Below are 26,099 nucleotides of genomic sequence, written 5' to 3'. Positions count from 1 at the left end.
CCGTGTCAGCCGCCGGCCGGGCCGATGAGCTTCAGGTCCACGTAGCCGGAGTTCGGGTTGCTGCCGTCGGGGTTGCCGTCACCGACGTCGATCGCGGACACCTTCCAGAGCCGTCCGGCGAACTCCAGCGTGTCGCCGATCTTGGCGTCGCTGTAGGAGGCGTCCCCGCCGTCCCGGCTCGGGATGCTGATGTCGGCACGCGGGCCGGGATTGATCTCCGTGACCACGACGCTGTACTGCCCGTTGTACTCGGTGTTGGGGACGTGCCAGCGGAGACGGAAGCCCCCGTCGACCAGGGACGGCCACCTGGCCTCGGAGCTGGGCTGCGGCGACTCGGTCACGTTCTTCTGGTCCTTCGGTGTGAGTACGACCCGGTAGGTGCAGATCTGCGAGACGGTGAACGCGGCACCGCCCACGGTCAGGGCTTGGCCCGGCGCCACGGTCCAGGACTCGGTCCCGGCCTGCGCCGTACCCGAACCCGTACCGTTCGTCAGCACGGCGGTACGGGACGTGCCGTCCGCCTGCGCTTGCTGGTACAGCACCGTACCGGCGCCGCCGGGCAGCTGGACGGTCCCGCCGCGCAGGACGTGGAGTCCCTTCGCGGCGAGGTCACCGGCGCACTCCGGCCCCTTGTCCTCGGGCGGCACGGGGCGTGCGGTGGTGGGGCTCGCGCTCGGGGATGCCGTGGCGGGCCCGGCCTTCGTCCCGGACGGGCCGCAGGCCGAGGCGAGCAGAACGCAGCCGATGGCCGCGGTGAGTCGGAGGGTCTTCACTTGGGCACCTTCAGAGCCTGCGGATTCTGGAAGAACTTCTCGTAGTCCTCGGGCGTGGCCACGATGTCCTTGTGGGGCGGGCCCCACGGGTTGCCCAGCACGATGTTGTCGCCCTGGAACCCCTTGACGAAGTACACGTGCCGGGTGGAGAAGGTCTCACCCCATTTGGCCTTGCCGTCCTTCTGGATGTCGTCCCCGTTGGGCGTGCTGACGATCACCGGGCGCCCCGACTCGAAGTTCTCGCGCACCGAGGTGACATTGTCGTCGATGCCCTCGGAGTCGTGGCCGGTGATGTACGGCGGGGCCTTCTCGTTGAAGTCCCATTCGGTGGCGCCGTACGACCCCTGTTCCTTGCGGTCGTAGCGCTTGTCGCCGTTGTGCTCGTTGGGCGCACCGCCGTCGTCGCCGCCGTAGACGAGGGCGAAGGCCTTCTCGTAGTAGGCCGGCCACATCGCGCCCTTGGCGTGGGCGGTCATGGGGTTGCCGTTCTCGTCCAGCGGCAGGTCGGGGGTGACGGTGACCCAGCGCTGGTTGCCGTCCTCGTCCCAGATGCGGACGTTGATGGTGCCGTTGGGGTTCTCCTTGATCCCGTCCCGGATGAACTGGGGGTTGACCTGGGCCGTCGAGGTGAGCGACGCGATGTACCAGCAGTCCGCGAACCGCCCCTGGTTGATGTCGGCGGCCGTGATCTCCTTGCCGTCGGAGCCGGGCGCGAACAGGGGGTCGGTCGGGCGGCCCCAGTGCATGCCCTTGGCCTGCGCGCCGGACTGCGAGTTCCGCCCGTCCAGGAACGCGTCCGTCGTGTCGAAGCCCGGCTGCATCCCCGGGAACGCGGCCTGCGCCTTGGCCCAGTGCGCCGGGCCCAGCTTCGTGAGGATCATGCTGAGGTGGTCACGGCGCTCGCCCGCGGGCAGGCCGTTCTCGTCCCACCACTTCCAGCCGCTGTCGTCCGTGTCGTTCATCAGGTCGTTGTAACGCTTGAGGTCGGCCTCGGGGACGCGGTCGAAGAAGGCGTCGAGTTCGGCGGCCGTCATCCCCTCCAGCATGCTCTTGACCTTCTGCAGGTCGTCGCGGTTGCCGTTGCTGCCGAAGTCCTTGCCGTCGAGCTCCTTGAGCTTCGTGAGCGCATCGCTGATGTGCTTCTCGTTGGGGGCGACCTCGTCGGCGAAGAGGAGGGCCGAATCGACGGCGTAGCCGTGCTCGATGAGGATCTTGCACTCGTCGAGCTGCTTGCTGCGGCGTTCCATGGACCCCGCCATGTCACCGAGCTCGTCGTCGAGCAGCCCGGGCATGGAGCTGGGCCCGCCGAAGAAGGACGGCATCCAGAAGAGCTGGCCGACCAGCGGCTCCAGCAGCGGGTCCGTGGTGGCCGGCTTGCCGTTCATGAGCTGGGCCGCCTCGGTGAGGACGCCGGCCACGTCCCGGTGCATGCCGCGGGCGTCACCCCCCAGTTTGCGCAGGCTGGACGCGAGGGCACGTATCTCGGCGGTGTCGAACCCGCGGAACTCGGTCAATTGCCCGACCCCGTCTTCTGCTTGGCCGCGGCCGTCTTCGCCTGGTCGTCGAGGCGGTCCGCCTCGAACTCCCAGCGGCCGGCGTCGTGCATGAGCGCGTTCGCCATCTGGTTGAGCGTGCCCCGGCGGTTCACTATCTGCGTCGCGGACTGGGTGGCGAACGGACCCTGCCAGACCGGCGGATCGGCCTGCGTGGCCTTCTTGGCGGCGGCGTCGAGATGCGGCCCCAGCGTCTTGGCGAGCCCGCGCGCCTTGCGGGCACAGGCCCTCAGGTCGTTCGCCCGCTTCTTCAGCTGTTCCGGTGTCTCCCCCGCCGGATCATCCGGTCGCGCCACTGTGTATCCCCCGTACCCACCGACCACATCAACGGCGTCCGAGATTATCATTTCGATGATCAGTTCGAAGTCGTGGAGTCGCCATCACGGCTATCCCAGTGGAAACTGACGCCGCATCACGAAGGCGGACCGCGTCGCGGCCGTGGGCCGGCGCCACCTGCCGGGCCCGGAAACGCCTCGGCCCCGCCGTTCCGGACATCCGGAACGGCGGGGCCGGGGCGAGGGCCGCTGGCCTAGCCGAGCGCCGACTTCACGACGTCGGCGAGCCGGCCGGCGACCGCGCGGGCCTGCTCGATGTCGGCGGCCTCGACCATCACCCGTACGAGCGGCTCCGTGCCGGAGGGCCGCAGCAGCACCCGTCCGGTGGTGCCCAGCTCGCGCTCGGCGTCGGCCACGGCCGCCGCCAGCTCCGCGGAGGTGGTGACCCGGGACTTGTCCACGTCGGGGACGTTGACCAGCACCTGCGGCAGCCGCTGCATGACGCCCGCCAGCTCGGCGAGGGACTTGCCGGTGGCCGCGACCCGCGCCGCCAGCAGCAGGCCGGTCAGCGTGCCGTCACCGGTCGTCGCGTGGTCGAGGATGATCACGTGGCCGGACTGCTCGCCGCCGAGGGCGTAGCCGTGCTCCTTCATCGACTCCAGCACGTACCGGTCGCCGACCCCGGTCTGCACGACCTCGATGCCCTCGCCCTCCATGGCCAGCTTGAAGCCCAGGTTCGACATCACGGTGCCGACCACGGTGTTCTCGCGCAGCTGGCCGGCCTCGCGCATGGCCAGCGCCAGCACCGCGAGGATCTGGTCGCCGTCGACCTCCGCGCCCGAGCCGTCCACGGCCAGGCAGCGGTCGGCGTCACCGTCGTGCGCGATGCCGAAGTCGGCACCGTGCTCGACGACGGCCGCCTTGAGCAGGCCCAGGTGGGTGGAGCCGCAGCCGTCGTTGATGTTCAGGCCGTCCGGCTCGGCGCCGATCGTGACGATCTCCGCGCCGGCCCGGGCGAAGGCCTCGGGCGAGACGTACGCGGCCGCGCCGTGGGCCTCGTCCAGGACGATCTTCAGGCCGTCGAGGCGGTTGGGGAGGGCACCGATGAGGTGGGCGACGTACTTCTCGAAGCCCTCCGTGTAGTCGGAGACCCGGCCGACGCCGGAGCCGGTGGGCCGGTCCCAGGGGGCGCCCGTGCGGTGCTCCTCGTAGGTCGACTCGATGCGGTCCTCCAGCTCGTCGGCGAGCTTGTGGCCGCCGCGCGCGAAGAACTTGACGCCGTTGTCGGGCATCGCGTTGTGGCTGGCGGAGAGCATCACGCCGAGGTCGGCACCCAGCGCACCGGTGAGATACGCCACCGCCGGGGTGGGCAGCACACCGACGCGCAGGACGTCCACGCCCGCGCTCGCGAGGCCGGCCACGACCGCGGCCTCGAGGAATTCGCCGGAGGCCCTGGGGTCCCGGCCGACCACGGCCGTCGCCCGGTGGCCCGCGAAGGTGCCCGCTTCGGCCAGTACGTGGGCAGCCGCCACGGAGAGGCCGAGCGCGAGCTCCGCCGTCAGATCCGCGTTGGCAACGCCGCGTACACCGTCCGTCCCGAAGAGTCGTCCCACTGTTGTCCTCCCGAGTTTCCGCATCGCTTTGTGACCGCTTGTGACAGGTATTTGCCGCTTGTGGCGGTAAACGAACCGCCCCGACAGCACAGAGAGTGCTGCCGGGGCGGTTTCGTTGCAGAACAGCAGGCGCAGATTAACGCTTGCTGTACTGCGGAGCCTTACGGGCCTTCTTGAGACCGGCCTTCTTGCGCTCGACCGCACGGTCGTCGCGGGAGAGGAAGCCGGCCTTCTTCAGCGCCGGGCGGTTGTTGTCCACGTCCGCCTCGTTCAGCGCACGGGCCACGCCGAGGCGCAGGGCGCCGGCCTGGCCGGAAACGCCGCCACCCGAGATGCGGGCGATGACGTCGTAGCGGTTGTCGAGCTCGAGCAGCTTGAACGGCTCGTTGACTTCCTGCTGGTGCACCTTGTTGGGGAAGTAGTCCTCAAGGGTGCGACCGTTGATCTTCCACTTGCCGGTGCCCGGAACGATCCGGACGCGGGCGATGGCGTTCTTGCGACGGCCCAGGCCGGCAGCCGGCTGGGGGTCGCCGAAGCGACCGGCAAGGGACTCGGAGGTGTAGTCGCCCTCGACTACGGCCTCGGACTCGCTGGTGTACTCCTCGACGTTGCCCTCGAACTCTTCGACGGTCGTCTCGGCGGTGGTCTCGGCCACGATGCTCCTCAGAATTTTCTACGTCTTAGGGGGTGGCCGGAACTACTGCGCGACCTGGGTGATCTCGAACGGCACCGGCTGCTGGGCAGCGTGCGGGTGCTGGTCGCCCGAGTAGACCTTCAGCTTCGAGAGCATCTGACGGCCCAGGGTGTTCTTGGGGAGCATGCCCTTGATGGCCTTCTCGACGGCCTTCTCCGGGTTGTTGGCCAGGAGGTCGTCGTAGCGCACCGAACGGAGACCGCCCGGGTAACCGGAGTGGCGGTACGCCATCTTCTGGGTCGCCTTGTTGCCGGACAGGTGAACCTTGTCGGCGTTGACGATGATGACGAAGTCGCCCATGTCCATGTGGGGGGCGTAAGTCGGCTTGTGCTTACCCCGCAGGAGGGCAGCGGCCTGGGTCGCCAGACGGCCGAGGACAACGTCCTGGGCGTCGATGACGAGCCACTGGCGCGAGATGTCGCCGGGCTTGGGGCTGAACGTACGCACGCGTATGCCTTCGCTTCTTCAGTGGTGGTATCCCAAGGGCGCAAGCCCCACGGGAAGGTCCTGACAGGGTCACCACGGACGATCACGACAGCCCTCGTTCACATCGGGGACGCAACCCGTGTGAACCGCTGGTCATCGGTCCGGTGGACCGGCGCAAGGCCCTTTCACGTGAGAATGAGAAAGCCAATACGCATAACAAACCAGCAGGATACCCAAGCAGACCCATACGGGTCAAAACGCGGTCCGCGATGCCGATTCTGCTGGCGTCGCGGCGCACTCCGGTTCGGTCCTGGGTGGGGACCCCGCAGTTGTTACGGGCACCAGAGTAACCCGCCCGGGGCGCAGCGCACGACGCGCCAGCAGAATGGCGAGCCCGCACAGGGTGGCGCAGTCCTTGAAGGCGCGCCGTTTGCGGTCCAGCTCCGAGGGCCACGGGACCAGGGCCACCTGGGGCGTCAGCGCCAGCCAGAACCAGGGCGAGCGGGGCATCGAGCCCGGCCGCACCGCCGACGCCAGCAGCAGCGGCAGCACCACCAGCAGGTAGTGGTCGAAGGACGGCCGGGACACCAGGAATGCGGCGAGCATCACCATGCAGGCGGTCTCCACCAGGCGCAGCTCCCCCCGGTCGGCATCGTCCTGCCGGCGCCACCGCACCCAGGCCGCCCACAGACCGCCGGCGGCCCCCGCGAACGCGAGCAGCACCGCCAGCGGCTCCGGCACCCCCAGCCGCGGCAGCACCGCGATCGGCGAGGCGTCCCAGGGCAGCGCGTACGCGTCCTGCCCCTGGAGCAGGAAGGGCAGGGTCTTGGTGAAGAACAGCGCCGGGCTCGGCATCATCAGCGCGCCGGCCAGCGAGAGCCCCAGCGGCACCAGTACGGCCGCGGCCAGACCCCGCCACTGCCGGGCGAGCAGGAACAGCAGCCCGATCGGCACCAGCATCGGCTTGCAGGCGATCGCCAGCCCCACCACCAGCCCGGCCGCCGCCCACGACCGCCGGTGGGCGAGCAGCAGCGCCACCGGCAGCGCGGCCGCCGAGATGGCGGTCCAGTTGCCGATCAGCACGAGGTTCACGTACGGCTTGTAGGCGAGGGCGAACACCGCGAAACCGCCGACCGCGAAGCGCGAGCGCAGCGGCACCGAGAACATCCGCAGCGCGGCCAGCCAGCCCGCGCCCAGCAGCGCCGACATCCCGGCCGGCAGCACCCACTGCAGCAGCGTGCGCGGCAGCAGGGCCTCCGGCACCGCCATGATCACGGCGCTGGGGAGGTAGAGGAACCGCTTGTCCTCGTACGGGGACCCGCCCGCGAGCAGCGTCTGCGCGGCCTTGACCACGAAGGCGTTGTCCGAGCCCCAGTTCGCGCGCAGGCTCGTGGAGACGCAGACCCCGAGGAGCACCGCGACGGCGAGCACCTGCCAGGTCCGGGAGGCCGGCCGCAGCAGCCAGTCGATCAGCCGGCTCCCCGACGCCGGCGCGCCGGAGGTCTGGTTCTCCCACTTCATCAGCCAGATGCTAGGCCGCAGCCCCACGACGCCTGCCCCTCACTCATCCGAGGGGGTGACGGTAGCCCCCTAGCGCTTGCGTTCGACTCTACGTTCGTCCCAGACGGGTTCCTGAGTCTCCCGCACAACACCGTCCGAACCGAAGACCAGGTAACGGTCAAATGTGCGCGCGAACCACCGGTCGTGCGTGACGCACAGCACAGTCCCGTCGTACGCCTCCAGGCCGTCCTGGAGCGCCTCCGCGGACTCCAGGTCCAGGTTGTCCGTCGGCTCGTCCAGCAGCAGCGCCGTGGTCCCCGCCAGCTCCAGCAGCAGGATCTGGAAACGCGCCTGCTGGCCGCCCGAGAGCTTCTCGAACGGCTGCTCGCCCTGGCGCTCCAGCTCGTACCGGCGCAGGGCCCCCATCGCCTGGCCCAGGGGCTTGGCCGCCTCCGTCCACAGGATGTCGACGAGGGTGCGGCCGAACAGCTCGGGGTGGGCGTGCGTCTGCGCGAAGTGGCCGGGAACCACCCGCGCGCCCAGCTTCCACGTGCCCGTGTGCTTGACGTCCTCGCCCGCCATCAACCGCAGGAAGTGCGATTTGCCGGAGCCGTTGGAGCCCAGCACCGCGACCCGCTCCCCGTAGAAGACCTCCAGCGAGAAGGGCTTCATCAGCCCCGTGAGCTCCAGGTTCTCCACGGTCAGCGCGCGTACGCCGGTACGCCCGCCCTTGAGCCGCATCTTGATGTCCTGCTCACGCGGCGGCTCCGGCGGGGGGCCCGCCTCCTCGAACTTCTGGAAGCGGGTCTGCATCGCCCGGTACCGCGAGGCCATGTCGGGGCTGCTCGCGGCCTGATTGCGCAGCCGCAGCACCAGGGCCTTGAGCCGGGCGTGCTCCTCGTCCCAGCGCCGCTTGAGCTCCTCGAAGCGCGCGAAGCGCTCCTTGCGGGCGTCGTGGTAGGTGTCGAAGCCCGCACCGTGCACCCAGACGTCGGAGCCCATCGGGCTCGCCTCCAGGCTGATGATCTTCTCGGCGGCCCGGGTCAGCAGCTCCCGGTCGTGCGAGACGAACAGCACCGTCTTGCGGGTCGCCTTGAGCTGGTCCTCCAGCCACCGCTTGCCGGGGACGTCGAGGTAGTTGTCCGGCTCGTCGAGCAGCAGCACCTCGTCCGGCCCGCGCAGCAGCGCCTCCAGCACGAGCCGCTTCTGCTCACCGCCCGAGAGCGTGCGCACCTCGCGGAACTGCGCGGTGTCGTACGGGATGGCCAGCGCGGCCATGGTGCAGACGTCCCACAGGGTCTCCGCCTCGTAGCCCTGGACGTCCGCCCAGTCGCTCAGCGCCTGCGCGTACGCCATCTGCGCGGCCTCGTCGTCCACCGTCAGGATCAGCTGCTCGGCCCGGTCCACGGCCTTGGCGGCCTCCCGGATCCGCGGCTGGGCCACCGACACCAGGAGGTCCCGCACGGTCGTCTCGTCCCGCACCGAGCCCACGAACTGCGACATCACGCCGAGACCGCCGGAGACGGTCACACCGCCGCCGTGCGGCTGCAGCTCCCCGGAGATCATCTTCAGCAGGGTGGTCTTGCCGGCCCCGTTCGCCCCGACCAGGGCGACCACCGACCCCTCCCCCACCCGGAAGGAGACGTCGGGGAGCAGGACCCGCCCGTCGGGAAGGTAGTACTCCAAATGGCTGGCTTCGAGATGTCCCATGCCCGGCATTCTCCCGGTCCGGCGGCGATCCACCCAACCGGTTTGGCCGCCGCTCAGCAGCAGCCGGCTCCGGGGAGGGTGCGCAGGTTGCGGGCTTCCTTGCTGCGGGCGGCCAGCAGCTCGTCCGCCGGGTAGCCGACCTCCTCCAGGGTCAGCCCGTGCGGCTTCACGACGTGCACCGAAGAGTCCCGCACGGCGGCGCGCAGGACCTTCCCCGGCCAGTCGGTGGGCCGGTGTCCGTCGCCGACGTGCAGCAGGGCGCCCACCAGCGAGCGGACCATGTTGTGGCAGAAGGCGTCGGCGCGGACGGTCGCGGTGACGATCCCGTCCTCGGCGCGCTCCCAGCTGAGCTGCTGGAGCGTGCGGATGGTCGTGGCGCCCTCGCGCTTCTTGCAGTACGCGGCGAAGTCGTGCTCGCCGAGCAGCGCGGCGGCGGCCTCGTTCATGGCGTCCACGTCGAGGGGCCATTGGTGCCACAGCACGTGGCCGCGGCGCAGCGGGTCGACGCCGCCCTGGTGGTCGCCGACACGGTAGGCGTAGCGGCGCCAGATGGCCGAGAAGCGCGCGTTGAAGCCCTCGGGGGCCTCGGCGACCTTCCACACCCGTACGTCGTGCGGCAGCCGGCCCGCGAGCCGGCGCAGCAGCTTGTCGTGGTGCTCGGCCCACACCTCCTCGGCGAGGTCGAACTGGGCGACCTGCCCGCGGGCGTGCACGCCCGCGTCGGTGCGGCCCGCCACGGTCAGCTCGACCGGGTCCTTCAGCCGCATCACGGTCTGCAGGGCACTCTCCAGCTCTCCCTGGACGGTGCGCAGCACGCGCTGCTTCGCCCAGCCGGAGAAGTCCTTGCCGTCGTAGCTCAGGTCCAGCCGCACCCGGACGTGCCCGGGCTCCACCTCGTCACTCACGTGACCGATCCTCTCAGAGTCACCGAAATGCAGAACGGGCCCGCCCCGGGAAGGGGCGGGCCCGTTCAGAGCCGATCAAGCAAGCTCGATCCCGTAGCGGGATCAGGCCTCCTTGGTCTCCTCGGCGGGGGTCTCGGTGGCCTCGGCCTTGGCCTCCGCCTCCTTCACCGCGCGCTTGGTGGCGGCCTCGGCCTCACCAGTGGCCTGCTGGGCGACCGTGAGGGCCTCGACCAGCTCGATCACGGCCATCGGGGCGTTGTCGCCACGACGGTTGCCGATCTTGGTGATGCGCGTGTAACCACCGGGGCGGTTCTCGTAGCGCGGGGCGATCTCGGTGAACAGCGTGTGCACGATGCTCTTGTCCGTGATCGTCTGCAGCACCAGGCGACGGTTGTGGATGTCGCCCTTCTTGGCCTTGGTGACCAGACGCTCGGCGTAGGGACGCAGGCGACGGGCCTTGGCCTCGGTGGTGGTGATGCGGCCGTGCTCGAAGAGCGCCTTCGCGAGGTTCGCGAGGAGGTGCTTCTCGTGCGCGGCGGAGCCGCCCAGGCGGGCACCCTTTGCGGGACGCGGCATTGTTACTCCTTCAAATCTGCACCGGCCGTGTCAGGTACCGGAGTCAGTTCCCTCAGGCGGTCGCGAGAGGGCGGTGCGGGGGGCGCGAGCCCCCCACAGGCTTCTTAGTACTGCTCGGTCTCGACGAAACCGGCGTCCGCGTCGTCGTCGGCGCCGAAGGCGTCGGCGGCGGCGGTCGGGTCGAATCCGGGCGGGCTGTCCTTGAGGGCCAGGCCCATGCCGGCCAGCTTCGCCTTGACCTCGTCGATCGACTTCGCACCGAAGTTGCGGATGTCGAGCAGGTCGGCCTCGGAACGGGCGACGAGCTCACCCACGGAGTGGATGCCCTCGCGCTTGAGGCAGTTGTACGACCGAACGGTGAGCTCGAGCTCCTCGATCGGCAGCGCCAGGTCGGCGGCCAGGGCGGCGTCCGTCGGGGACGGGCCCATGTCGATGCCCTCGGCGTCGATGTTGAGCTCGCGCGCCAGACCGAACAGCTCGACCAGGGTCTTGCCGGCGGACGCCATGGCGTCACGCGGGCGCATGGCCTGCTTGGTCTCGACGTCGACGATCAGCTTGTCGAAGTCGGTGCGCTGCTCGACTCGGGTCGCCTCGACCTTGTAGGTGACCTTGAGGACCGGGCTGTAGATGGAGTCGACCGGGATGCGGCCGATCTCCTGGCCCAGCTGCTTGTTCTGGACGGCGGAGACGTAGCCGCGACCGCGCTCGACGGTCAGCTCCATCTCCAGCTTGCCCTTGCCGTTGAGCGTGGCGAGGACGAGGTCCGGGTTGTGCACCTCGACACCGGCCGGGGGCGCGATGTCGGCAGCGGTGACCAGGCCGGGACCCTGCTTGCGCAGGTACATCACGACCGGCTCGTCGTGCTCCGAGGAGACGACCAGCTGCTTGATGTTCAGGATGATGTCGGTGACGTCTTCCTTGACACCCGGCACGGTGGTGAACTCGTGCAGGACGCCGTCCACGCGGATGCTGGTGACAGCGGCACCCGGGATCGAGGACAGGAGCGTACGGCGCAGGGAGTTGCCGAGGGTGTAGCCGAAGCCCGGCTCCAGCGGCTCGATCACGAACCGCGAGCGGTACTCGTCGACGACCTCTTCGGTCAGCGAAGGACGCTGAGCGATAAGCATGTCTGTGTTCCTTCATTCGTGGACGCCCACTATTTGACGCCCGACGGGATGCCGTACCGAGGTACGGCTACTGCAAGGGTACGGGCGGCACGGCCCCCGAAGGGGTCGTACCGCCCGGACACTCAAGAACGCACAGGTGCGTCCGCTGCGTCAGACGCGGCGGCGCTTCGGCGGGCGGCAGCCGTTGTGCGGGGTGGGGGTGACGTCCTGGATCGAGCCGACCTCGAGGCCGGTGGCCTGGAGGGAGCGGATCGCGGTCTCGCGGCCGGAGCCCGGACCCTTGACGAAGACGTCAACCTTGCGCATGCCGTGCTCCTGCGCGCGACGGGCGGCCGACTCGGCGGCCATCTGCGCGGCGAAGGGGGTGGACTTGCGCGAGCCCTTGAAGCCGACGTGGCCGGCGGAGGCCCAGGAGATCACGTTGCCCGAGGGGTCGGTGATCGAAACGATGGTGTTGTTGAACGTGCTCTTGATGTGGGCGTGCCCGTGAGCGACGTTCTTCTTTTCCTTGCGGCGCACCTTCTTGGCAGCGCCCTGACGACCCTTGGGGGGCATCTAAATCTCCTACGGGAGGTGGTCGGTCCTACAGCGCAAGACCGCTGAACAGGACTACTTCTTGCCCGGCTTCTTCTTACCGGCGATCGCGCGACGCGGGCCCTTGCGGGTACGCGCGTTCGTGCTGGTGCGCTGACCGTGCACCGGGAGGCCGCGACGGTGGCGGATGCCCTGGTAGCACTGGATCTCGACCTTGCGACGGATGTCGGCCTGGATCTCGCGGCGGAGGTCACCCTCGGTGCGGAGGTTGGCGTCCACGTACTCGCGGATCTTGACCAGGTCCTCTTCGGCCAGGTCACGAACGCGGGTGTTCGGGTTCACGCCGGTGGAGGCGAGGATCTCCTTGGACCGGGTGCGCCCGATACCGAAGACGTAGGTGAGTGCGATCTCCACACGCTTTTCGCGCGGGATGTCAACACCGGAAACGCGTGCCATTCAATGGCTCCTGTGTGTTCGGGGGTCTTCCGCAGAATCAGCCCCGACCGCCGACCACACCTGAATGGGTGGTGGTACGTCCGGGTCCCCGGCCCCCGCCGGAGGTGCCGCCGGCCCCTTGCAGGGCTGGGCGGATTCTGCGTATGTACGTTTTCTTACGTCGCGCGAAGAACTGCGTTAAGGCAGGTCGGTCGGCGTGCGTCAGCCCTGGCGCTGCTTGTGGCGCAGGTTGTCGCAGATGACCATGACCCGGCCGTGACGGCGGATCACCTTGCACTTGTCGCAGATCTTCTTGACGCTCGGCTTGACCTTCATGTTGGTGAGGTTCTCCGGGTCAGTGCCACCACCCGCACCGGGACAAGACGCCCAGGCAGGAGTGAGGACAAGATCTACTTGTATCGGTAGACGATCCGGCCACGCGTCAGGTCGTACGGAGACAGCTCCACGACGACCCGGTCATCCGGGAGGATGCGGATGTAGTGCATGCGCATCTTGCCGCTGATGTGCGCGAGGACCTTGTGACCGTTCTGCAGTTCCACCTTGAACATCGCGTTCGGGAGGGACTCGATCACGGTGCCCTCGATTTCGATGGCACCTTGCTTCTTGGCCACGCTTCGCCCTTCGAATCGGCTACCTTGATCGGCTCGGTGCGCCATGCAGGCATGGAAGTGCACGAGAGCCGACGAGTCAGTCTACGTCAGGGCACCCAGAAAGACGAATCCGGAAAGTTTGCCCCAGAGTGTAGATCATTACGCCAGAGGGTCCGGAGCCGTGGTGACTCCGTACTCCGCCAGCTTCGCCTTGCCGCAGTCCGGGCTGGTCAGAACGATCGGACCGGCCTCCGTCAGGGCGATGGAGTGCTCCCAGTGCGAGGACCAGGTGCCGTCCGTGGTGATGACGGTCCAGTCGTCCGCCAGTACCTCCGTCTGGGCGGTGCCCAGGGAGACCATGGGCTCGATCGCCAGGCAGACGCCCGGGACCAGCTTGATGCCCTTGCCCCGCTTGCGCGAGACGTAGTTCAGCAGGTGGGGGTCCATGTGCATCTCGGACCCGATGCCGTGGCCGCCGTAGTCCTCGATGATCCCGAACTTGCCGAGGCTGTGGTCACCGGTGGCGGGACGCGGCTGGCGCTTGATGTACGTCTCGATCGCCTTGGAGATGTCCACGAGGCGGTTGCCGAGCTTCATGGCGGCGATACCGGCCCACATGGACTCCTCGGTCACCCGGGAGAGCTCCACGAGCTCAGGGGCGTGCCCAGTGCCCACGAAGGCGGTGTACGCGGCGTCGCCGTGCCAGCCGTCGATGATGGCGCCGGCGTCGATCGAGATGATGTCGCCGTCCTTGAGGACCGTCTTGTCGTCCGGGATGCCGTGGACGACGACCTCGTTCACCGAGGTGCAGATCGTCGCGGGGAAACCGCCGTAGCCGAGGAAGTTCGACTTGGCCCCGGCGTCCGCGATCACCTTGCGGGCCACCATGTCCAGATCACGCGTCGTGGCGCCCGGAACGGCCGCCTCACGGGTCGCCGCGTGGATCGCGGCGACGACCAGCCCCGCCTCGCGCATCTTCGCGATCTGCTCGGGGGTCTTGATCTGGACCATGAAAAACGCCTTCCAGCCTCGGTACGAGTCTTCTCAACAGTACGGCCGCGATGCCCTGGGGACACCGCGGCCGTTCTTGCACTACGGGGGTACTACTTCTTGAGGGCGTCCATCGCGCGCTTCGTGACGTCCGCGACCTCACCGAGGGCCGGAATGGTCACCAGCAGGCCCTGGGCCTTGTAGTAGTCGATGATCGGCTCGGTCTGCGTGTGGTAGACCTCCAGCCGGTTGCGGACCGTGGCCTCGGAGTCGTCACCGCGCTGGTACAGCTCGCCGCCACAGGTGTCGCAGACGCCCTCGGCCTTCGGCGGGGCGTACGTGACGTGGAAGACGTGCGAAGAGTCGTTGCGGCAGATCCGGCGACCGGCGATCCGCTTGACGACCTCGTCCTCCTCGACCTCCAGGTCGAGGACGGCGTCGAGCTTCATGCCCTCCGCCTGGAGCATCACGTCGAGGGCCTCGGCCTGCGAGACGTTGCGCGGGAAACCGTCGAGCAGGAAGCCGCCCACGGCGTCCGGCTGCTCCATCCGGTCCTTCGCCATGCCGATGGTCACCTCGTCGGGGACCAGGTCGCCGGCGTCCATGTACGCCTTCGCCTGCTTGCCCAGCTCGGTGCCCTGGCTGATGTTGGCCCGGAACAGGTCGCCCGTGGAGATGTGCGGGATCGACAGGTTCTTGGCAAGGAACGCGGCCTGCGTTCCCTTGCCCGCACCGGGCGGTCCGACGAGGACGATTCGCATCAGCGGAGGAACCCTTCGTAATTACGCTGCTGGAGCTGGCTCTCGATCTGCTTCACGGTTTCCAGACCCACACCCACGATGATCAGGATGCTCGTCCCGCCGAACGGGAAGTTCTGGTTCGCTCCGAAGCCGGCCAACGCCATCGTCGGCACAAGAGCGATGAGACCCAGGTACAGCGACCCCGGCCAGGTGATCCGGTTGAGCACGTAGCTCAGGTACTCGGCGGTGGGTCGACCGGCACGAATACCCGGGATGAACCCACCATACTTCTTCATGTTGTCTGCAACTTCCTCGGGGTTGAACGAGATCGCCACGTAGAAGAACGCGAAGAAGACGATCAGGAGGAAGTAGGTCGCGATGTAGTACGGGTGGTCGCCCTTGACGAAGTGCTTCTGGATCCAGTTGGCCCAGCCCGCGGTGGAACCGCTGAACTGCACGACCAGTGCCGGAATGTAGAGCAGCGACGAGGCGAAGATGACGGGGATGATGCCCGCCTGGTTCACCTTGAGCGGGATGTAGGTCGAGGTACCGCCGTAGGCACGGCGGCCGATCATGCGCTTCGCGTACTGGACCGGGATCCGGCGCTGCGCCTGTTCGACGAAGACCACCAGGCCGACCATCGCGAGGCCGACCAGCATGACCACGCCGAACTCGACCCAGCCGTCCGCGATCTTGCCCTGCTCCTTGATGGCCCACAGGGCGCCGATGAAGCCGGCGGCGATCGAGATGAACATGAGGATCGACATGCCGTTGCCGATGCCGCGGTCGGTGATGAGCTCACCGAGCCACATGACGACGCAGGTGCCGGCGGTCATGGTGACCACCATGACGATCGTGGTGAAGATCGACCGGTCCGGGACGATCTCGCGGCCGACCGGACAGGTCCCGAAGAGGGCACCGGTGCGGGCGGTGGCGACGAGGCCGGTGCCCTGCAGGATCGCGAGGGCGACCGTCAAATAGCGCGTGTACTGAGTGATCTTCGCCGTGCCGGCCTGGCCCTCTTTTTTGAGGGTCTCCAGCTTCGGGATGACCACGGTCAGCAGCTGCAGGATGATGCTCGCCGTGATGTACGGCATGATGCCGAGCGCGAAGATCGTGATCTGCAGCAGCGCACCGCCGCTGAACATGTTGACGAGGCCGAACAGCCCATTGCTGTTGCCCGCCTGTTCGACGCAGATCTGAACGTTCTTGTAGCTCACGCCGGGTACCGGGATGTGGGACCCGAGCCGGAACAGCACGATGATGCCGAGCGTGAAGAGCAGCTTCTTGCGCAGGTCGGGCGTCTTGAACGCCCGGGCGAACGCGGTGAGCACGGTGCCTCCTGCGACCCCCGCGCTACTGCGTCAGAGGTGACGGTCTGAGGGATCGACGTATACGACAAAGCAAAGGTGCACGCCACCTTACCGGCGAGTGTGCCTCCCGTGGAACGACCGACCGGGGATGCCCCATATGTGAGGCATCCCCGGTCGGGTTTCGAGCTATTCAGCCACTGAAATCGTCTTAGACGAGCTCGGTGACGGTGCCACCGGCAGCGGCGATCTTCTCCTTGGCGGAAGCGGAGACGGCGTCAACCGAAACCTGCAGCGCCACGGAGAGCTCGCCCTGGCCCAGGACCTTGACGAGGCTGTTCTTGCGAACCGCGCCCTTGGCGACCAGGTCGGCCACCGTGACTTCTCCACCCTCGGGGTAGAGAGCGCCGAGCTTGTCCAGGTTCACGACCTGGAACTCGGTGCGGAACGGGTTCTTGAAGCCCTTGAGCTTCGGCAGGCGCATGTGGAGGGGCATCTGCCCACCCTCGAAGCGCTGCGGGATCTGGTAGCGGGCCTTCTGGCCCTTCGTACCACGACCGGCCGTCTTACCCTTCGACGCCTCACCACGACCGACACGGGTCTTCGCGGTCTTGGCACCGGGGGCGGGACGGAGGTTGTGGGCCTTCAGCGGGCTGTTCTCAGCCATGTTAGTCAACCTCCTCAACCGTCACGAGGTGGCGGACGGTGTGAACCATTCCGCGGAACTCGGGGCGGTCCTCCTTGACGACGACGTCGTTCAGGCGCTTGAGCCCGAGCGAACGCAGCGTGTCGCGGTGGTTCTGCTTGCTGCCGATGTACGACTTCGTCTGCGTGATCTTGAGGCGAGCCATTACGCACCCGCCCCAGCACGTGCACGAAGCAGAGCCGCGGGGGCGACGTCCTCGAGGGGCAGACCACGGCGAGCCGCGATCTCCTCGGGACGCTGCAGGCCCTGGAGGGCCGCCACGGTCGCGTGCACGATGTTGATCGCGTTGTCGGAGCCCAGGGACTTCGACAGGATGTCGTGAACGCCGGCGCACTCCAGAACGGCGCGCACCGGGCCACCGGCGATAACACCGGTACCGGGGGAAGCAGGCTTCAGCAGGACGACGCCCGCAGCCTTCTCGCCCTGGATCGGGTGAGGGATGGTGCCCTGGATGCGCGGAACCTTGAAGAAGTTCTTCTTCGCTTCCTCGACACCCTTGGCGATGGCCGCGGGAACTTCCTTGGCCTTGCCGTAACCGACACCTACAGTGCCGTCACCGTCGCCCACCACGACCAGCGCGGTGAAGCTGAAGCGGCGACCACCCTTGACAACCTTGGCGACGCGGTTGATCGCGACAACGCGCTCAACGTAAGCGGTCTTCTCGGCGGCAGGGCCACCGTCGCGACCCTTCCGGTCCCGCCGCTCGCCGCCACCGGCACCGCTTCCGCGGCGCTGGGGTCCAGCCATTGGATTACCTCTCTCTGTTACGTCCGTGAGTCCCGGAACCGGGGCTTAGAACTTCAGCCCGGCTTCGCGGGCGGCGTCAGCCAGAGCGGCAATGCGCCCGGCGTATCGGTTGCCACCGCGGTCGAACACGACGGTCTCGACACCCGCAGCCTTGGCACGCTCGGCGACGAGCGCGCCGACAGCCTGGGCCTGCGAGCTCTTGTCGCCTTCGCCACCGCGGATCGAAGCGTCCAGGGTCGACGCGGACGCCAGGGTGTGACCCTGGAGGTCGTCGATGACCTGAGCAACGATGTTGCGGTTGGAACGCGTCACGACGAGGCGCGGACGCTCCGCCGTACCCGAGACGTTCTTGCGGATGCGGATGTGGCGGCGAGCCTTGGCAGCGCGCTTGTACGCGTCGCCCTTGGCGATCTTCACACCGTATGCCATGGCTACTTACCAGCCTTTCCGACCTTGCGGCGGATGACTTCGCCGGCGTACTTGACACCCTTGGCCTTGTACGGGTCGGGCTTCCGCAGCTTGCGGATGTTGGCGGCGACCTCGCCGACCTTCTGCTTGTCGATGCCCTCGACCGTGAACTTGGTCGGCGACTCGACCTTGAAGGAGATGCCCTCGGGCGCCTCCACCAGGATCGGGTGGCTGTAACCCAGCTGGAACTCCAGGTTGGAGCCCTTCGCCAGGACACGGTAACCGACACCGCTGATCTCGAGAGCCTTGACGTATCCCGTGGTCACACCGGTGATCATGTTCGCCACCAGCGTGCGGGACAGGCCGTGCAGGGCCTTGTTCTGACGCTCGTCGTTCGGGCGGGTGACGTTCAGAACGCCGTCCTCACCCTTGACGATTGCGATGGGCGCCTTGACGGTGTGCGCGAGGGAACCCTTGGGGCCCTTCACCGCGACCGTCTGGCCATCGATGGTGACGTCCACACCGGCGGGAACCTGGATGGGGAGCTTGCCGATTCGCGACATTGCTTTTCCTCCGTTCCCGACTACCAGACGTAGGCGAGGACTTCCCCACCTACGCCCTTCTTGCCTGCCTGCTGACCGGTCAGGAGACCGTGGGACGTGGAGATGATCGCCACGCCCAGGCCGCCGAGCACCTTGGGCAGGTTGGTGGACTTCGCGTACACGCGCAGACCGGGCTTCGAGATCCGCTTGATGCCCGCAATGGAGCGCTCGCGGTTCGGCCCGAACTTCAGCTCGAGGACGAGGTTCTTGCCGACCTCGGCGTCCTCGACCTTCCAGCCGGTGATGAAACCCTCCTGCTTGAGGATCTCTGCGATGTGCGACTTGATCTTGCTGTGCGGCATCACGACGGTGTCGTGGTACGCCGAGTTAGCGTTACGCAGACGCGTGAGCATGTCTGCGATCGGGTCAGTCATGGTCATGAAGTGGCCTTCGGCCTCTCTCGCCGGGGTTTCCTGTATGCGCCATCCCTCTCCCCACTCAGTGGCGGGACGGGTGCGGTGCGGGGACCTACGGCGTAGTAAGTCGTTATGGGCGGCGGACGCCCAACCACACAAGCCTAAGGCATGCGCGGCCGGGCACCCACCGTCCAGATGCTTACCGAGAGTGCCTGGTACCGCCCAAGTCCTTGCGGACGAGGGTGATTTACCAGGAGCTCTTGGTCACGCCCGGCAGCTCGCCACGGTGAGCCATCTCACGAAGGCAGACGCGGCACAGGCCGAACTTGCGGTACACGGAGTGGGGGCGACCGCAGCGCTGGCAGCGGGTGTACGCACGCACACCGAACTTGGGCTTGCGGGCAGCCTTCGCGATGAGAGCCTTCTTCGCCATCTCGCTTACGCCTCCTTGAAGGGGAAGCCGAGGTGACGAAGGAGGGCACGGCCCTCGTCGTCGTTGGTCGCCGTGGTGACCACGGTGATGTCCATACCCCGGGTACGGTCGATCTTGTCCTGGTCGATCTCGTGGAACATGACCTGCTCCGTGAGACCGAAGGTGTAGTTGCCACGGCCGTCGAACTGCTTCGGCGACAGACCACGGAAGTCACGGATACGCGGCAGCGCGAGCGACAGCGTACGGTCCAGGAACTCCCACATGCGGTCACCACGGAGGGTGACGTGGCAGCCGATCGGCTGACCCTCGCGCAGCTTGAACTGCGCGATGGACTTCCGGGCCTTCGTGACGGCCGGCTTCTGACCGGTGATCGTCGTCAGGTCCTTGATGGCGCCGTCGATCAGCTTGGAGTCGCGGGCGGCGTCGCCCACACCCATGTTGACCACGATCTTCACGAGGCCGGGGATCTGCATGACGTTCTCGTACGAGAACTCCTCACGCAGCTTGCCCGCGATGTCCTCGCGGTACTTCGTCTTGAGACGCGGAGTGGTAGCCATCAGATGTCCTCACCCGTCCGCTTGGCAACGCGGATCTTGTTGCCCTCGTCGTCGAAGCGGTAGCCGACGCGGGTGACGACCTTCTTGCCGTCCTTCTCCACAACCAGCTGAACGTTGCTGACGTGGACCGGGGCCTCGGTGATCACAATGCCACCGGCCTGGTTCTGCGCAGCCTTGGTGTGCTTCTTGACCCGGTTGACACCCTCGACGAGGACGCGGTTGTCAGCGGGGAAGGCAACGATGACCTTGCCCTGCTTGCCCTTGTCCTTACCGGTGATGACCTGGACCAGGTCGCCCTTCTTGATCTTCATGCTTACAGCACCTCCGGCGCGAGCGAGATGATCTTCATGAACTTCTTCTCGCGCAGCTCACGGCCCACCGGGCCGAAGATACGGGTGCCGCGAGGGTCGCCGTCGTTCTTCAGAATGACGGCGGCGTTCTCGTCAAAGCGGATGTACGAGCCGTCCTGGCGGCGACGCTCCTTGACGGTGCGAACGATGACCGCCTTGACGACGTCACCCTTCTTCACGTTGCCACCGGGGATCGCGTCCTTGACGGTGGCGACGATGACGTCACCGATGCCCGCGTAGCGGCGACCGGAACCACCGAGAACACGGATGCAAAGGATTTCCTTGGCACCAGTGTTGTCGGCGATACGCAGTCGCGACTCCTGCTGGATCACGTGTATCTCCTGTTTGTCTGCCGGTTCCCGGCGGGGGCTTCACTCCGGAGAGCGTCGCCCCCACCGAGCCTGGCGGAACGAACCTGAGGGAAACCCCTCAGACTGTGTCTGTTTGGAATTCGCTTGCGCGAATTTCCTTACTTGGCCTTCTCGAGGATCTCGACGATGCGCCAGCGCTTGCTCGCCGACAGCGGACGCGTCTCCATGATGAGGACGCGGTCGCCGACGCCGGCAGCGTTCTGCTCGTCGTGCGCCTTGAGCTTGTTCGTACGGCGGATGACCTTGCCGTACAGGGCGTGCTTGACGCGGTCCTCGACGGCGACGACGACGGTCTTGTCCATCTTGTCGCTGACGACCAGACCCTCACGGGTCTTGCGGAATCCGCGCTCGGTCTTCTCAGTCACGTTGTTCTCGCTCATCAGGCGCTCTCCACCGTCTCGATACCGAGCTCACGCTCGTGCATCAGGGTGTAGATGCGAGCGATGTCCTTACGGACGGACTTGAGCCGGCCGTTGTTCTCCAGCTGACCCGTGGCCGCCTGGAAGCGGAGCTTGAACAGCTCCTCCTTGGCCTCGCGCAGCTTGCCAACGAGCTCCTCGTTGCCGAGCTCACGCAGCTCGGACGCCTTGGTTCCCGTCGCCATCACGACTCACCTGCCTCGCGCCGAACAATCCGGCACTTCATCGGAAGCTTGTGAGCAGCGCGGGTGAGCGCCTCACGAGCAATCTTCTCGTTCGGGTAGGACAGCTCGAACATGACCCGGCCCGGGTGCACGTTGGCGATCCACCACTCGGGAGAACCCTTACCGGAACCCATGCGGGTTTCGGCCGGCTTCTTCGTCAGCGGGCGGTCCGGGTAGATGTTGATCCAGACCTTGCCGCCACGCTTGATGTGGCGGGTCATCGCAATACGAGCCGCCTCGATCTGGCGGTTCGTCACGTACGCCGGGGTCAGCGCCTGGATGCCGTACTCGCCGAACGTGACCTCAGTACCGCCCTTGGCCATGCCACTGCGCTTCGGGTGGTGCTGCTTGCGGTGCTTGACCCTACGAGGGATCAGCATGTCGGTCAGGCCTCCGTTCCGGTGCTCTCGGCCGGAGCGGCGGCGGGAGCGTCGGCCTTGGGGGCCTCGGCACCAGCAGCCTGCTGCGGCTTGCGGCCACCACGGCCGCCGCGCTCGCCACCACGGCCACCACGGCCGGCGGGACGGTCGCCAGCGCCCTGCGCGCCACGGGCCGGGCGGTTACCCGCACGGGCCGCAGCGTTCTCGGCGCGAACCTCGGCGATGTTCTTGACGTCGCCCTTGTAGATCCAGACCTTCACACCGATACGGCCGAAGGTGGTCTTGGCCTCGAAGAAGCCGTAGTCCACGTTCGCGCGGAGGGTGTGCAGCGGCACACGGCCTTCGCGGTAGAACTCGGAGCGGGACATCTCGGCGCCGCCGAGACGGCCGCCACACTGGATCTTGATGCCCTTGGCGCCGGCCTTCATCGTGCCCTGCATGCTCTTACGCATGGCGCGACGGAAGGAGACGCGGGAGGAGAGCTGCTCGGCAACGGCCTGGGCAACCAGCTGTGCATCCAGCTCGGGGTTCTTGACCTCGAGGATGTTCAGCTGGACCTGCTTGCCCGTGAGCTTCTCGAGGTCACCGCGGATGCGGTCGGCCTCGGCGCCACGGCGGCCGATGACGATGCCCGGACGAGCGGTGTGGATGTCCACACGCACGCGGTCACGGGTGCGCTCGATCTCAACCTTCGAGATGCCGGCGCGCTCCATGCCGGACGTCATCATCCGACGGATGGCGACGTCTTCCTTGACGTAGTCCTTGTACAGCTTGTCGGCGTACCAACGCGACTTGAAGTCGGTGGTGATGCCGAGCCGGAACCCGTGCGGGTTTACCTTCTGGCCCATTACCGGGAACCTTCCTTGCTGCTGACGACCACGGTGATGTGGCTGGTCCGCTTGCGGATCCGGTAGGCACGGCCCTGCGCACGCGGACGGAACCGCTTCAGGGTCGGGCCCTCGTCCACGAACGCCTCGCTGATGACCAGCGTGGAGGCGTCCGGGTGGTTGTAGTTGTGTGCGGCATTGGCAATGGCGCTGTCCAGCACCTTGCCAACCGGCACGCTCGCGGCCTGCGGGGCGAAACGCAGGACCGCCTGAGCCTCCGTGGCATCCATGCCACGGATAAGGTCCACCACTCGGCGGGCCTTCATGGGCGTGACGCGGATGTACCGCGCCTGGGCCCTGGCTTCCATGGTTGTCCCTTCGGTGTAAGTCATAGTCGTAACCACCCCGCCTTTAGCGGCGCTTCGACTTCCGGTCGTCCTTGACGTGGCCGCGGAAGGTGCGAGTCGGCGAGAACTCGCCGAGCTTGTGGCCGACCATCGACTCGGTGACGAACACCGGGACGTGGGTCTTGCCGTTGTGCACCGCGATGGTGTGACCCAGCATGCTGGGGATGATCATCGAGCGACGGGACCAGGTCTTGATGACGTTCTTGGTGCCGGCTTCGTTCTGGACGTCCACCTTCTTTACGAGGTGGTCGTCGACGAAGGGCCCCTTCTTGAGACTGCGCGGCATCTAAACCCGCTCCTAGCGCTTCTTGTTCGTCTTGCGGCGGCGGACGATGTACTTGCTCGAAGCCTTCTTCGGCGAGCGAGTACGACCCTCCTTCTGACCCCACGGGGAGACCGGGTGGCGACCACCACTGGTCTTGCCCTCACCACCACCGTGCGGGTGGTCAACCGGGTTCATCGCGACACCGCGGACGGACGGGCGAACGCCCTTCCAGCGCATGCGGCCGGCCTTGCCCCAGTTGATGTTCGACTGCTCGGCGTTGCCGACCTCGCCGACCGTGGCGCGGCAGCGCGCGTCGACGAGACGGATCTCACCGGACGGCATACGAAGGTGGGCCATCGTGCCCTCCTTCGCCAGCAGCTGCACGGAGGCACCAGCGGAGCGCGCGAACTTGGCGCCGCCACCGGGACGGAGCTCGATCGCGTGGATCGTGGTACCGACCGGGATGTTGCGGAGGGCCAGGTTGTTGCCGGGCTTGATGTCGGCCGTGGGGCCGTTCTCAATCCGGTCGCCCTGCTTCAGAGCCTTCGGCGCGATGATGTAGCGCTTCTCGCCGTCCGCGTAGTGCAGGAGCGCGATGCGCGCGGTGCGGTTGGGGTCGTACTCGATGTGCGCGACCTTGGCCGGCACGCCGTCCTTGTCGTGACGACGGAAGTCGATCACGCGGTAGGCGCGCTTGTGTCCACCACCCTGGTGGCGAACGGTGATCCGACCGGTGTTGTTACGGCCGCCCTTGCTGTGCAGGGGGCGAACCAGCGACTTCTCCGGCGTGGACCGCGTGATCTCGACAAAGTCGGCGACGCTGGAGCCACGACGGCCCGGGGTCGTCGGCTTGTACTTGCGGATACCCATTTCTCAGTCCTCGTCCGATTCCGGACGACTAGACCTCCGTTAGGAGGCCTGGCCGCCGAAGATGTCGATACGGTTGCCCTCGGCAAGGGTCACGATGGCGCGCTTGGTGTTCGCACGCTTGCCGAAACCGGTCTTGGTGCGCTTGCGCTTACCCTGACGGTTGATCGTGTTGACCCCGGTGACCTTGACCGAGAAGACCGCTTCCACGGCCTGCTTGATCTGGGTCTTGTTGGCGCCGGGCGCGACGATGAACGTGTACTTGTTCTCGTCCAGCAGCGCGTAGCTCTTCTCCGAGACAACCGGCTTGATCAGCAGGTCGCGCGGGTCAGTGAAGGTCTTGCTGGTAACGGTCGCCTCAGACATCAGGCGTCGCTCCCTTCGGTCTCATCGGCCTTGGGGCCAGACACGAAGGACTCGAAGGCGGCCTGAGTGAAGACCACGTCGTCAGAGACGATCACGTCGTACGTGTTCAGCTGGCCCGGCTCCAGGATGTGAACCTGGGGCAGGTTGCGGGCGGACAGCCACGCGGCCTCTTCGGCGCGGTCGACGACCAGGAGCAGGTTCTTGCGCTCCGAGATCTTGCCGAACAGCGTCTTGGCGGCCTTCGTGGAGGCGGCACCCTCGACCACGCCGGTGACGACGTGGATGCGGGAGTGACGCGCACGGTCCGAGAGGGCACCGCGGAGGGCGGCGGCCTTCATCTTCTTGGGGGTCCGCTGGGAGTAGTCACGCGGCTGCGGGCCGTGGACGACGCCACCGCCGACGAACTGCGGCGCACGGGTCGAACCCTGGCGCGCGCGGCCGGTGCCCTTCTGGCGGTACGGCTTGCGGCCACCACCACGGACTTCGCCGCGACGCTTGGTCTTGTGCGTGCCCTGACGGGCAGCAGCCAGCTGAGCGACAACGACCTGGTGGATCAGCGGAACGCTGGTCTTCGCGTCGAAGATCTCCGCGGGGAGCTCGACGGTACCGGCCTTGTCGCCTGCCGGCGAAAGGATGTCAATGGTGCTCATTACCTCAAGCCCCCTTGGCCGCGGTACGGACCAGGACGAGGCCGCCGTTCGGACCGGGGACCGCGCCCTTGATGAGCAGCAGACCCTTCTCCGCGTCAACCGCGTGGATGGTCAGGTTCTGGGTGGTGACACGCTCGTTACCCATGCGACCGGCCATGCGCATGCCCTTGAAGACACGCCCAGGGGTGGCACAGCCACCGATCGAACCGGGGGAGCGGTGCTTGCGCTGCACACCGTGACCGGCGCCGAGGCCCCGGAAGTTGTGCCGCTTCATGACACCGGCGAAGCCCTTGCCCTTGCTGTTGCCCGTGACGTCAACCTTGACGCCGGACTCGAACACCTCAGCAGTGATCTCCTGGCCGAGCGTGTACTCGCTGGCGTCGGAGGTGCGGAGCTCCACCAGGTGGCGGCGGGGGGTCACGTCGGCCTTGGCGAAGTGGCCCTTGAGGGGCTTGTTCACCTTGCGCGGGTCGATCTCGCCGAAGGCGATCTGGACCGACTCGTAGCCGTCGATGTCGTTCGTACGGACCTGGGTAACGACGCAGGGTCCGGCCTTGACCACGGTCACCGGGACGACACGGTTGTTCTCGTCCCAGACCTGGGTCATGCCGAGCTTCTCGCCCAGGACGCCCTTGATCTGCTTTGCCATCTTCTCGACGCCTCTCAGAGCTTGATCTCGATGTCAACGCCGGCCGGAAGGTCCAGGCGCATCAGCGAGTCAACGGTCTTGGGGGTCGGGTCGAGGATGTCGATCAGGCGCTTGTGCGTGCGCATCTCGAAGTGCTCGCGCGAGTCCTTGTACTTGTGCGGCGACTTGATGACGCAGTACACGTTCTTCTCAGTGGGCAGCGGCACCGGGCCCGCGACCGACGCACCAGTGCGCGTCACCGTCTCGACGATCTTCTTCGCCGAGGAATCGATGACCTCGTGGTCGTAGGCCTTGAGCCGGATGCGGATCTTCTGTCCCGCCATGGCTACTCCGTAGTCCTGTCTGTATGTGGAAACGCTCTGGCTCTCGGTCGGCTGCGGGACGGATCCCGCGGCTTCTCTCCGACCCACGCGGTCGGGCGTGTCGCACTCCCTCTACAGAAAATTCCCATACGGAAATTCCCTCGTCCAAGGGGGTGCGGTCCCTGTGACCGCGTTTCGGGGGAGAAACACCCACCGAGTGCCTGGTGGGCACCGTGCTGACGCTTCCCAGAAGATTCCCGTACGTCCGCCCCCATTGCTGCCCCGAGAGGCAGATTAAGGACGACGAGTACTGTGGGACTCGCTTCCGGTCCTCCCGGCGGGAGGCGCGCAGCATCGGCACTCAGCCGAGCAACTTGAGTAGTCTGCCATACGAGGCACGTACCTGGCCAATCGGGCCGAAGAGAATACCCCGCCACGCTG

At 67.1% G+C, this 26,099-nt stretch carries 39 protein-coding genes; all 39 read right to left on the bottom strand.

Features of this window, described 5'->3' with window-relative positions; all coding sequences use genetic code 11:
• Window positions 1–5: 5 nt before the first annotated feature.
• Window positions 6–773: a hypothetical protein gene (locus ACIPYQ_RS06485; protein ID WP_401246738.1), complete on the bottom strand. Its 768-nt coding sequence runs from the start codon at window positions 771–773 to the stop codon at window positions 6–8.
• Window positions 770–2,287: a C2 family cysteine protease gene (locus ACIPYQ_RS06480; protein WP_401246735.1), complete on the bottom strand. Its 1,518-nt coding sequence runs from the start codon at window positions 2,285–2,287 to the stop codon at window positions 770–772. The genes ACIPYQ_RS06485 and ACIPYQ_RS06480 overlap by 4 nt, the downstream gene beginning before the upstream one ends.
• On the bottom strand, window positions 2,284–2,622 hold the full coding sequence (locus tag ACIPYQ_RS06475) for a hypothetical protein (RefSeq protein ID WP_401246733.1): 339 nt from the start codon (window positions 2,620–2,622) through the stop codon (window positions 2,284–2,286). The genes ACIPYQ_RS06480 and ACIPYQ_RS06475 overlap by 4 nt, the downstream gene beginning before the upstream one ends.
• A gap of 233 nt (window positions 2,623–2,855) precedes the next feature.
• Window positions 2,856–4,214, bottom strand: a complete 1,359-nt coding sequence (gene glmM, locus ACIPYQ_RS06470; protein WP_361753578.1) for a phosphoglucosamine mutase — start codon at window positions 4,212–4,214, stop codon at window positions 2,856–2,858.
• A gap of 136 nt (window positions 4,215–4,350) precedes the next feature.
• Window positions 4,351–4,869, bottom strand: coding sequence for a 30S ribosomal protein S9 (gene rpsI / locus ACIPYQ_RS06465; RefSeq protein WP_361753580.1), 519 nt, complete (start codon window positions 4,867–4,869; stop codon window positions 4,351–4,353).
• Window positions 4,870–4,911: 42 nt separating this feature from the next.
• Window positions 4,912–5,355 (bottom strand): 50S ribosomal protein L13, encoded by a 444-nt coding sequence (gene rplM / locus ACIPYQ_RS06460; protein WP_073912858.1) that lies wholly within the window; start codon window positions 5,353–5,355, stop codon window positions 4,912–4,914.
• A 231-nt stretch (window positions 5,356–5,586) separates the two neighbouring features.
• Window positions 5,587–6,855, bottom strand: coding sequence for a glycosyltransferase family 87 protein (locus ACIPYQ_RS06455; RefSeq protein ID WP_401246728.1), 1,269 nt, complete (start codon window positions 6,853–6,855; stop codon window positions 5,587–5,589).
• A 69-nt stretch (window positions 6,856–6,924) separates the two neighbouring features.
• Complete coding sequence (locus ACIPYQ_RS06450; RefSeq protein ID WP_401246725.1) at window positions 6,925–8,553, bottom strand: ABC-F family ATP-binding cassette domain-containing protein; 1,629 nt, start codon at window positions 8,551–8,553, stop codon at window positions 6,925–6,927.
• A gap of 44 nt (window positions 8,554–8,597) precedes the next feature.
• Window positions 8,598–9,449 carry a tRNA pseudouridine(38-40) synthase TruA gene (truA, locus tag ACIPYQ_RS06445; protein ID WP_401246722.1) on the bottom strand — a complete coding sequence of 284 codons (852 nt, stop codon included), beginning with the start codon at window positions 9,447–9,449 and terminating at the stop codon, window positions 8,598–8,600.
• Window positions 9,450–9,551: 102 nt separating this feature from the next.
• The gene (gene rplQ / locus ACIPYQ_RS06440; RefSeq protein WP_319733898.1) at window positions 9,552–10,025 is read right to left on the bottom strand and encodes a 50S ribosomal protein L17; all 474 of its coding nucleotides are present in this window, start codon (window positions 10,023–10,025) and stop codon (window positions 9,552–9,554) included.
• Between the two features lie 104 nt (window positions 10,026–10,129).
• Entirely contained in the window at window positions 10,130–11,152 is a 1,023-nt protein-coding gene (locus ACIPYQ_RS06435; protein ID WP_007265920.1) for a DNA-directed RNA polymerase subunit alpha, read from the bottom strand.
• Window positions 11,153–11,302: 150 nt separating this feature from the next.
• Complete coding sequence (gene rpsK / locus ACIPYQ_RS06430) at window positions 11,303–11,707, bottom strand: 30S ribosomal protein S11 (protein WP_003956432.1); 405 nt, start codon at window positions 11,705–11,707, stop codon at window positions 11,303–11,305.
• A 54-nt stretch (window positions 11,708–11,761) separates the two neighbouring features.
• Window positions 11,762–12,142, bottom strand: coding sequence for a 30S ribosomal protein S13 (gene rpsM / locus ACIPYQ_RS06425; RefSeq protein WP_030710357.1), 381 nt, complete (start codon window positions 12,140–12,142; stop codon window positions 11,762–11,764).
• 201 nt (window positions 12,143–12,343) lie between these two features.
• Window positions 12,344–12,457, bottom strand: coding sequence for a 50S ribosomal protein L36 (gene rpmJ / locus ACIPYQ_RS06420; RefSeq protein WP_003956441.1), 114 nt, complete (start codon window positions 12,455–12,457; stop codon window positions 12,344–12,346).
• A gap of 74 nt (window positions 12,458–12,531) precedes the next feature.
• Complete coding sequence (gene infA, locus ACIPYQ_RS06415) at window positions 12,532–12,753, bottom strand: translation initiation factor IF-1 (protein WP_003956442.1); 222 nt, start codon at window positions 12,751–12,753, stop codon at window positions 12,532–12,534.
• Between the two features lie 138 nt (window positions 12,754–12,891).
• Window positions 12,892–13,743: a type I methionyl aminopeptidase gene (gene map / locus ACIPYQ_RS06410; protein ID WP_361753588.1), complete on the bottom strand. Its 852-nt coding sequence runs from the start codon at window positions 13,741–13,743 to the stop codon at window positions 12,892–12,894.
• Window positions 13,744–13,835: 92 nt separating this feature from the next.
• Window positions 13,836–14,483, bottom strand: a complete 648-nt coding sequence (locus ACIPYQ_RS06405) for an adenylate kinase (RefSeq protein ID WP_319725412.1) — start codon at window positions 14,481–14,483, stop codon at window positions 13,836–13,838.
• On the bottom strand, window positions 14,483–15,796 hold the full coding sequence (gene secY / locus ACIPYQ_RS06400; RefSeq protein WP_361753591.1) for a preprotein translocase subunit SecY: 1,314 nt from the start codon (window positions 15,794–15,796) through the stop codon (window positions 14,483–14,485). Before secY ends, ACIPYQ_RS06405 begins: the two co-directional genes overlap by 1 nt.
• 187 nt (window positions 15,797–15,983) lie before the next feature.
• Window positions 15,984–16,439 (bottom strand): 50S ribosomal protein L15, encoded by a 456-nt coding sequence (gene rplO / locus ACIPYQ_RS06395; protein ID WP_008739693.1) that lies wholly within the window; start codon window positions 16,437–16,439, stop codon window positions 15,984–15,986.
• A gap of 1 nt (window position 16,440) precedes the next feature.
• Window positions 16,441–16,623, bottom strand: a complete 183-nt coding sequence (gene rpmD, locus ACIPYQ_RS06390) for a 50S ribosomal protein L30 (RefSeq protein ID WP_005313525.1) — start codon at window positions 16,621–16,623, stop codon at window positions 16,441–16,443.
• A complete protein-coding gene (rpsE, locus tag ACIPYQ_RS06385) occupies window positions 16,623–17,225 on the bottom strand; it encodes a 30S ribosomal protein S5 (RefSeq protein ID WP_030388857.1) in 603 nt (200 codons plus the stop codon). The genes rpmD and rpsE overlap by 1 nt, the downstream gene beginning before the upstream one ends.
• Before the next feature lie 45 nt (window positions 17,226–17,270).
• Window positions 17,271–17,654 carry a 50S ribosomal protein L18 gene (rplR, locus tag ACIPYQ_RS06380; RefSeq protein WP_030008471.1) on the bottom strand — a complete coding sequence of 128 codons (384 nt, stop codon included), beginning with the start codon at window positions 17,652–17,654 and terminating at the stop codon, window positions 17,271–17,273.
• A 2-nt stretch (window positions 17,655–17,656) separates the two neighbouring features.
• Window positions 17,657–18,196, bottom strand: coding sequence for a 50S ribosomal protein L6 (rplF, locus tag ACIPYQ_RS06375; RefSeq protein ID WP_266442974.1), 540 nt, complete (start codon window positions 18,194–18,196; stop codon window positions 17,657–17,659).
• A gap of 20 nt (window positions 18,197–18,216) precedes the next feature.
• Window positions 18,217–18,615, bottom strand: coding sequence for a 30S ribosomal protein S8 (rpsH, locus tag ACIPYQ_RS06370; RefSeq protein WP_007265911.1), 399 nt, complete (start codon window positions 18,613–18,615; stop codon window positions 18,217–18,219).
• 223 nt (window positions 18,616–18,838) lie between these two features.
• The gene (locus ACIPYQ_RS06365; protein ID WP_003956452.1) at window positions 18,839–19,024 is read right to left on the bottom strand and encodes a type Z 30S ribosomal protein S14; all 186 of its coding nucleotides are present in this window, start codon (window positions 19,022–19,024) and stop codon (window positions 18,839–18,841) included.
• Between the two features lie 5 nt (window positions 19,025–19,029).
• Entirely contained in the window at window positions 19,030–19,581 is a 552-nt protein-coding gene (rplE, locus tag ACIPYQ_RS06360; protein WP_030388859.1) for a 50S ribosomal protein L5, read from the bottom strand.
• Window positions 19,581–19,892, bottom strand: coding sequence for a 50S ribosomal protein L24 (gene rplX / locus ACIPYQ_RS06355; RefSeq protein ID WP_030008468.1), 312 nt, complete (start codon window positions 19,890–19,892; stop codon window positions 19,581–19,583). Before rplX ends, rplE begins: the two co-directional genes overlap by 1 nt.
• A 2-nt stretch (window positions 19,893–19,894) precedes the next feature.
• Window positions 19,895–20,263: a 50S ribosomal protein L14 gene (rplN, locus tag ACIPYQ_RS06350; RefSeq protein WP_008739701.1), complete on the bottom strand. Its 369-nt coding sequence runs from the start codon at window positions 20,261–20,263 to the stop codon at window positions 19,895–19,897.
• A 137-nt stretch (window positions 20,264–20,400) separates the two neighbouring features.
• Window positions 20,401–20,682, bottom strand: a complete 282-nt coding sequence (rpsQ, locus tag ACIPYQ_RS06345; protein WP_030008467.1) for a 30S ribosomal protein S17 — start codon at window positions 20,680–20,682, stop codon at window positions 20,401–20,403.
• The gene (rpmC, locus tag ACIPYQ_RS06340; protein WP_008739703.1) at window positions 20,682–20,906 is read right to left on the bottom strand and encodes a 50S ribosomal protein L29; all 225 of its coding nucleotides are present in this window, start codon (window positions 20,904–20,906) and stop codon (window positions 20,682–20,684) included. Before rpmC ends, rpsQ begins: the two co-directional genes overlap by 1 nt.
• Window positions 20,906–21,325: a 50S ribosomal protein L16 gene (gene rplP / locus ACIPYQ_RS06335; RefSeq protein ID WP_008739704.1), complete on the bottom strand. Its 420-nt coding sequence runs from the start codon at window positions 21,323–21,325 to the stop codon at window positions 20,906–20,908. Before rplP ends, rpmC begins: the two co-directional genes overlap by 1 nt.
• Before the next feature lie 5 nt (window positions 21,326–21,330).
• Window positions 21,331–22,173 carry a 30S ribosomal protein S3 gene (gene rpsC / locus ACIPYQ_RS06330; protein ID WP_008739710.1) on the bottom strand — a complete coding sequence of 281 codons (843 nt, stop codon included), beginning with the start codon at window positions 22,171–22,173 and terminating at the stop codon, window positions 21,331–21,333.
• The gene (rplV, locus tag ACIPYQ_RS06325; protein WP_037792011.1) at window positions 22,173–22,520 is read right to left on the bottom strand and encodes a 50S ribosomal protein L22; all 348 of its coding nucleotides are present in this window, start codon (window positions 22,518–22,520) and stop codon (window positions 22,173–22,175) included. Before rplV ends, rpsC begins: the two co-directional genes overlap by 1 nt.
• 43 nt (window positions 22,521–22,563) lie before the next feature.
• Window positions 22,564–22,845, bottom strand: a complete 282-nt coding sequence (gene rpsS / locus ACIPYQ_RS06320; protein WP_008739713.1) for a 30S ribosomal protein S19 — start codon at window positions 22,843–22,845, stop codon at window positions 22,564–22,566.
• A 12-nt stretch (window positions 22,846–22,857) separates the two neighbouring features.
• On the bottom strand, window positions 22,858–23,694 hold the full coding sequence (gene rplB / locus ACIPYQ_RS06315) for a 50S ribosomal protein L2 (RefSeq protein ID WP_008739715.1): 837 nt from the start codon (window positions 23,692–23,694) through the stop codon (window positions 22,858–22,860).
• Window positions 23,695–23,733: 39 nt separating this feature from the next.
• Entirely contained in the window at window positions 23,734–24,057 is a 324-nt protein-coding gene (gene rplW / locus ACIPYQ_RS06310; protein ID WP_007265901.1) for a 50S ribosomal protein L23, read from the bottom strand.
• Window positions 24,057–24,707: a 50S ribosomal protein L4 gene (gene rplD, locus ACIPYQ_RS06305; protein WP_030388861.1), complete on the bottom strand. Its 651-nt coding sequence runs from the start codon at window positions 24,705–24,707 to the stop codon at window positions 24,057–24,059. Before rplD ends, rplW begins: the two co-directional genes overlap by 1 nt.
• A gap of 4 nt (window positions 24,708–24,711) precedes the next feature.
• A complete protein-coding gene (rplC, locus tag ACIPYQ_RS06300) occupies window positions 24,712–25,356 on the bottom strand; it encodes a 50S ribosomal protein L3 (protein ID WP_007265899.1) in 645 nt (214 codons plus the stop codon).
• A 14-nt stretch (window positions 25,357–25,370) separates the two neighbouring features.
• Window positions 25,371–25,679 (bottom strand): 30S ribosomal protein S10, encoded by a 309-nt coding sequence (gene rpsJ / locus ACIPYQ_RS06295; protein ID WP_003948644.1) that lies wholly within the window; start codon window positions 25,677–25,679, stop codon window positions 25,371–25,373.
• Window positions 25,680–26,099 lie beyond the last annotated feature (420 nt).

The sequence above is a fragment of the Streptomyces sp. NPDC090045 genome (assembly GCF_044747975.1).
GTDB lineage: Bacteria > Actinomycetota > Actinomycetes > Streptomycetales > Streptomycetaceae > Streptomyces.
Note: the sequence above shows the minus strand (reverse complement) of the source record. Positions and strands in the feature narration are given on the sequence as shown.